Raw genomic sequence first — 6592 nt, forward strand, 5'->3', positions numbered from 1 at the left:
ATGATTATCTATTTACACGGTTTTGACTCTAACAGTCCGGGTAACCACGAGAAAGTCTTACAATTGCAGTTTATTGACCCGGATGTACGCTTGATAAGCTACAGTACGCGGCATCCGAAACATGATATGCAGCATCTGCTCAAAGAAGTGGACAAAATGTTGCAACTGAACGTCGACGAGCGTCCGCTGATTTGCGGCGTTGGTCTGGGCGGATACTGGGCGGAACGGATTGGTTTTCTTTGCGATATCCGCCAGGTGATCTTCAACCCTAATTTGTTCCCTTATGAGAACATGGAAGGCAAGATTGATCGCCCGGAAGAGTATGCCGATATTGCCACTAAGTGTGTGACCAACTTCCGTGAGAAGAATCGCGATCGTTGCCTGGTGATTTTGTCGCGTAATGATGAAGCGCTTAACAGCCAGCGGACATCTGAAGAGCTGCATCATTATTACGAGATTGTCTGGGACGAAGAGCAGACGCACAAATTCAAGAATATCTCCCCGCATTTACAGCGCATTAAAGCGTTCAAAACCCTCGGGTAAATGCCCTCGTCGCATCAGGTAACCTTGCCGGTACCTGATGCGCTCCGGATTCTGTGGGTCGGATAAGGCGTTCACGCCGCATCCGACATTCGAGCATCAATGCCTGATGCGCCTCTTATCAGGACGACCAAACGCCCTCGATATACGCTTCACCCTATATCGCCCTTCCGGACTTGCTCAAATAATAAACAATAAACTCTGTTTTTTGATCTCACCCGGTAAAGTCGCCTATCTTTTCAGCAACAAAACTTGATTAACATCAATTTTGGTATGACCAATGCACCATTCATGTTATTCTCAATAGCGAAGAACATTTTCATTGCTGTAACCTGTTGTTAATTAAGAGCTATGTTAATAACCATTAATTAACAATTGGTTAATAAATTTAAGGGGGTCACGTTGACTACGCCATTGAAAAAGATTGTGATTGTCGGCGGCGGTGCTGGTGGGCTGGAAATGGCAACACAGCTGGGGCATAAGCTGGGACGCAAGAAAAAAGCCAAAATTACGCTGGTCGATCGTAACCACAGCCATCTGTGGAAACCGCTGCTGCACGAAGTGGCGACTGGCTCGCTTGATGAAGGCGTCGATGCGTTGAGCTATCTGGCCCATGCGCGCAATCATGGTTTCCAGTTCCAGCTGGGTTCCGTCATTGATATTGATCGTGAAGCGAAAACAATCACTATTGCAGAACTGCGCGATGAGAAAGGTGAACTGCTGGTTCCGGAACGTAAAATCGCCTATGACACCCTGGTAATGGCGCTGGGTAGCACCTCTAACGATTTCAATACGCCAGGTGTCAAAGAGAACTGCATTTTCCTCGATAACCCGCACCAGGCGCGTCGCTTTCACCAGGAGATGCTGAATCTCTTCCTGAAATACTCCGCCAACCTGGGCGCAAATGGCAAAGTGAACATTGCGATTGTCGGCGGCGGCGCGACGGGTGTAGAACTCTCCGCTGAATTGCACAACGCGGTCAAGCAACTGCACAGCTACGGTTACAAAGGCCTGACCAACGAAGCCCTGAACGTAACGCTGGTAGAAGCGGGAGAACGTATTTTGCCTGCATTACCGCCACGTATCTCTGCTGCGGCCCACAACGAGCTAACGAAACTTGGCGTTCGCGTGCTGACGCAAACCATGGTCACCAGTGCTGATGAAGGCGGCCTGCACACTAAAGATGGCGAATATATTGAGGCTGATCTGATGGTGTGGGCAGCCGGGATCAAAGCGCCAGACTTCCTGAAAGATATCGGTGGTCTTGAAACTAACCGTATCAACCAGCTGGTGGTGGAACCGACGCTGCAAACCACCCGCGATCCAGACATTTACGCTATTGGCGACTGCGCGTCATGCCCGCGTCCGGAAGGGGGCTTTGTTCCGCCGCGTGCTCAGGCTGCACACCAGATGGCGACTTGCGCAATGAACAACATACTGGCGCAGATGAACGGTAAGCCGCTGAAAAATTATCAGTATAAAGATCATGGTTCGCTGGTATCGCTGTCGAACTTCTCCACCGTCGGTAGCCTGATGGGTAACCTGACGCGCGGCTCAATGATGATTGAAGGACGAATTGCGCGCTTTGTATATATCTCGCTATACCGAATGCATCAGATTGCGCTGCATGGTTACTTTAAAACCGGATTAATGATGCTGGTGGGGAGTATTAACCGCGTTATCCGTCCGCGTTTGAAGTTGCATTAATCGACGTACACTGGCGGATGTGGCATAAACGCCTCATCCGCCCTGGACAAATGGTACGAGCGGTAGGCCTGATAAGACGCGTTAAGCGTCGCATCAGGCATTCCTTCAGACTCCTCCGAATCATTAAGTATTTCCAGCCATTCCCGCGCTTTTCATCTTCTGTCTGATAGCTGCTTTTCTCCTTCGCTTGCATGATTGGCATAACTGCAAAGAAGGAGGTGTTCCCGTGAATAAATCAATGTTGGCGGGTATCGGGATTGGTGTCGCAGCTGCGCTGGGCGTAGCGGCAGTGGCCAGTCTGAACGTGTTTGAACGTGGCCCGCAATACGCTCAGGTTGTTTCTGCAACCCCAATCAAGGAAACGGTTAAAACACCGCGTCAGGAGTGTCGCAACGTCACAGTGACCCATCGTCGACCGGTGCAGGATGAAAATCGCATTACCGGGTCGGTGCTCGGCGCTGTTGCTGGCGGCGTGATAGGGCATCAGTTTGGCGGTGGTCGCGGTAAAGATGTCGCCACTGTTGTGGGGGCGCTGGGTGGTGGATATGCCGGTAACCAGATCCAGGGCTCTCTCCAGGAAAGCGATACTTACACGACTACGCAACAGCGTTGTAAAACGGTGTATGACAAGTCAGAAAAAATGCTCGGTTATGATGTGACCTATAAGATTGGCGATCAGCAGGGCAAAATCCGCATGGACCGCGATCCGGGTACGCAGATCCCGCTAGATAGTAATGGGCAACTGATTTTGAATAACAAAGTATAACAAGGCTGTACTCTGCAATTTGGCCCCTCATTCGCTCAGGCTGAGGGGCTTTTTTTGCGACTTATTTCACCAGTTCGGGCCATAAACGCAAAGTCGTTCCGGCAATCTGCATTAGTTTTTCCAGCGATGCACCTTCGCGTGCGCTGATCGACATCCCCTGAATAATACAATTAAGGAATTCTGCCAGATGTGTCACGTCACAGTGGGTCGGGATTTCCCCGCGCGCTTGTCGTTGACATAAAAACTGCTGCAAAGTGCGCTCTTGCATCGCATGGCGTGATTTCAACGTATTGGCGATATCTCCTGAATCTGGGGAGAGGGTGGTGCAGTTGTTGATCATGAAGCAGCCTGCCGGGGTGTCTTTGCTGGTAAAGCAGTTGGCGATGGCAGCAAAATAGTCAGCCAGCGCAGACTCCACGCTTTTCTCTTCACAAAACAGCTGTGCTTCATGCTTAGCGGCAAAACGATCGATATAGCGGTCGAGAACGGCACGAAATAACCCCTCTTTGTTGGTAAATTCCGCGTATAGCGTGGGCGCTTTGGCTCCGGTCGCTTCGACGAGGTCCGCAAGAGAAGTCGCTTCATAACCGTGTTGCCAGAACAATTTCATGGCCTTATCAAGCGCGGCATCCCTGTCGAACACTTTTGGGCGGCCACGGCTTTTTTTTACACATTGTGTTGAGTCAGTTGCCATGATGCCGTTGTACCTGGTGACTGTGAATGAAAGGTTATTATAAAAATAATCACCTCCGTTCACCAGTCCAGATCCCATAAAAATAATTGCTTTCTATTTAACTGAAATTTAAAGATTTTTAAATTAATTAATGATTGTTATAAAAAATATCTTGTATGTGATCCAGATCACATCTATCATTTAGTTATCGATCGTTAAGTAATTGCTTGCGACGTCATTCATCTGCATAAGGCCACTATTATGAAAAACGTAAAAACCCTCATCGCTGCGGCGATTTTAAGCTCCATGTCATTTGCCAGCTTTGCGGCTGTCGAAGTTCAGTCAACGCCAGAAGGCCAACAAAAAGTCGGTACAATCAGTGCTAACGCGGGGACAAATCTGGGATCGCTGGAAGAGCAGCTGGCGCAAAAAGCGGATGAGATGGGCGCAAAATCTTTCCGTATTACTTCTGTAACCGGTCCGAATACCCTCCATGGAACAGCAGTAATTTATAAATAAGCATTAACCCTCATTAATGCCTGCTACTGCTGATTTTTTCCCCGCGACATGCCGTGTCGCGGGGAGTTTTTTATCCAGGATTTACAGAGTTTGTGGGCTCACTTGATGACGGCGGACATCCACCGGCATCCCGGAACGGACATCCATCACATGTTGCATCACTTCAGCGTCAGTTTGTGCTGCATCTTTAAATGATTGCATTGCGCTATTCAGCGTAATTGGCAGCAGCTGCGGATCGTCATCAATCTTCTCTGACAGCGGCTGATGTACTTCAACCAGACGCGCACCGTTTGGTTCGGCAGAGACTTTTATCGGAGTGTTGATGATATTCACTTTGGTGCCTGGGGTGACCTGGCTAAAGAGTGTTTTGATATCGTCATCCCGCAGACGAATACAGCCAGAACTTACCCGCATGCCAATGCCGAAATCGGCGTTCGTACCGTGAAGCAAATAAACGCCGCCATAGGCCGCCAGACGAATCGCATGATGGCCCATTGGGTTATCCGGTCCAGCCGGCACTACCGCAGGCAACTCAATTCCCTGTGCTTTATAACGGGCGCGGATGTTTGCCGTTGGCGTCCAGGTTGGGTTTGCACGTTTGTCTGAAACGGTGGTCACCATTGTCGGTGTCAGCGTGTCACCACCTAACTGACCAATACCTATTGGATACACGGTTACCGAATTTTTACCCGGCGGGTAGTAATAGAGACGCAGCTCCGCAATGTTGATCACAATGCCTTCGCGCGGCGCGTCTGGAAGTAGGGTTTGCAACGGGATCGTTAACACGCTGCCCGCGCGCGGTACGTAAGGATCAACGCCGGGGTTAGCCTGTAACAGAGCGAGAAAGCCGACGTTATATTTTTTGGCGATGGCTTCCAGAGAACCACCGTCATTTTCCACCACATGAAATTTGTTTTCGCCAACCAGACGACTGCCCGCTGGCGGCAGCGGCCAGGTGTTGGCTTTTGCCGGTAGCGCCAGCGCCACGGCAGCGGCGAACGTAAAAAACGTTAGCCAGCGAGAAAAACGCGTTTTGATCATCACCAAAAATCCATAATAAATATAAGGTTATTGTAATAAACAGATAAGCCTGAATTATGGATGGTGACAGTGTCGGATAGTGCAGGGAAGTGCAAAGAATTTGTAAATGTTGCAGATGGGGGCGCAGAAACGCCCCCGATTTACCATTAAGCGATCGCGTTCTCTTCCAGTTCACGCATAAACTGGCGTACCCATTCGATACGCGTTTTCCGCTCACTCAAATCCTGAATAAATTTCAGGCGCGTCGGACCATCAAGGCGGTAATGCTGCGGCTGTTTTTGCAGCAAACCAATCAACCAGGCCGGATTAACGTGATTCTTCTCGGCAAATTCGATCACCCCGCCTTTCTCATTACCTTCCAGCTTCCTGATCCCCAGTTTCTGCGCTTGCTGGCGCAGACGGGCAACATCCAGCAGGATACGCGCCGGATCCGGCAGCAGGCCGAAGCGATCGATAAGCTCGACTTTGATCTCTTCCAGTTCGTTTTCCGTTTTGGCGCTGGCAATACGTTTATAGAACGACAAACGCGTATTCACGTCAGGAATGAAATCATCTGGCAATAGCGACGGCATCCGCAGCTCGACTTCTGTTTGCTGGCTGGTGAGATCTTCCAGCGACGGCTCGCGTCCGGCTTTCAGTGCATCGACGGCGTTTTCCAGCAACTCCATATACAGCGAGAAACCGATGGTTTCCATTGAGCCGCTTTGTTCTTCGCCAAGCAGTTCACCCGCGCCGCGAATCTCCAGATCGTGCGTTGCCAGCGCAAAACCTGCCCCGAGATCTTCCAGCGAGGCAATCGCTTCAAGACGTTTTTGTGCATCGGTAGTCATCGCTTTTGGATGCGGCGTCAGCAACCATGCATATGCCTGATGATGCGAACGTCCGACGCGACCGCGTAACTGGTGCAGCTGCGCCAGACCGAAGTGATCCGCACGTTCAATGATAATGGTGTTGGCTGTCGGGATGTCGATCCCGGTTTCGATAATGGTGGTACAAACCAGCACGTTGAAACGTTGATGATGGAAATCATTCATCACCCGTTCCAGTTGGCGCTCGCGCATCTGCCCGTGACCGATGGCGATCCGCGCTTCTGGCACCAGTTCTGCCAGCCGTTCGGCGGCTTTCTGAATGTTTTCCACATCATTGTAGAGATAATAAACCTGTCCTCCGCGCAAAATTTCACGCAGGATCGCCTCCCGGACCACCAGGCTGTCATACTCACGGACAAAGGTTTTAACTGCCAGACGACGGGCGGGCGGCGTGGCGATAATCGACAGGTCACGCATTCCGCTCATTGCCATATTCAGCGTACGTGGGATCGGCGTTGCAGTAAGCGTCAGAATATC

At 50.5% G+C, this 6592-nt stretch carries 7 protein-coding genes; 4 read left to right on the top strand and 3 right to left on the bottom strand.

The features are described 5' to 3' along the window. From ycfP to QZF50_RS04985, 3 genes are all read left to right on the top strand, one after another. The gene (gene ycfP / locus QZF50_RS04975) at positions 1-543 is read left to right on the top strand and encodes an alpha/beta hydrolase YcfP (RefSeq protein WP_000587933.1); all 543 of its coding nucleotides are present in this window, start codon (positions 1-3) and stop codon (positions 541-543) included. Between the two features lie 399 nt (positions 544-942). Then, positions 943-2247 carry an NADH-quinone dehydrogenase gene (gene ndh, locus QZF50_RS04980; RefSeq protein ID WP_000211045.1) on the top strand — a complete coding sequence of 435 codons (1305 nt, stop codon included), beginning with the start codon at positions 943-945 and terminating at the stop codon, positions 2245-2247. Between the two features lie 226 nt (positions 2248-2473). Next, positions 2474-3013 carry a glycine zipper 2TM domain-containing protein gene (locus tag QZF50_RS04985; protein ID WP_001043459.1) on the top strand — a complete coding sequence of 180 codons (540 nt, stop codon included), beginning with the start codon at positions 2474-2476 and terminating at the stop codon, positions 3011-3013. Positions 3014-3074: 61 nt separating this feature from the next. Here QZF50_RS04985 and comR read toward each other — a convergent pair whose 3' ends face one another. Further along, positions 3075-3707 (bottom strand): TetR family copper-responsive transcriptional repressor ComR, encoded by a 633-nt coding sequence (gene comR, locus QZF50_RS04990; RefSeq protein ID WP_000179805.1) that lies wholly within the window; start codon positions 3705-3707, stop codon positions 3075-3077. A 240-nt stretch (positions 3708-3947) separates the two neighbouring features. Here comR and bhsA point away from each other — a divergent pair, with 240 nt between their 5' ends. After that, complete coding sequence (bhsA, locus tag QZF50_RS04995) at positions 3948-4205, top strand: multiple stress resistance protein BhsA (protein ID WP_000800153.1); 258 nt, start codon at positions 3948-3950, stop codon at positions 4203-4205. Positions 4206-4286: 81 nt separating this feature from the next. Here bhsA and ldtC read toward each other — a convergent pair whose 3' ends face one another. Then, entirely contained in the window at positions 4287-5249 is a 963-nt protein-coding gene (ldtC, locus tag QZF50_RS05000; protein ID WP_001300895.1) for a L,D-transpeptidase LdtC, read from the bottom strand. Positions 5250-5392: 143 nt separating this feature from the next. Next, the coding region (locus tag QZF50_RS05005; protein WP_290388829.1) for a TRCF domain-containing protein at positions 5393-6592 on the bottom strand (1200 nt) is incomplete at its 5' end.

It is taken from the genome of uncultured Escherichia sp., assembly GCF_948475835.1.
Classification (GTDB): Bacteria; Pseudomonadota; Gammaproteobacteria; order Enterobacterales; family Enterobacteriaceae; genus ECMA0423.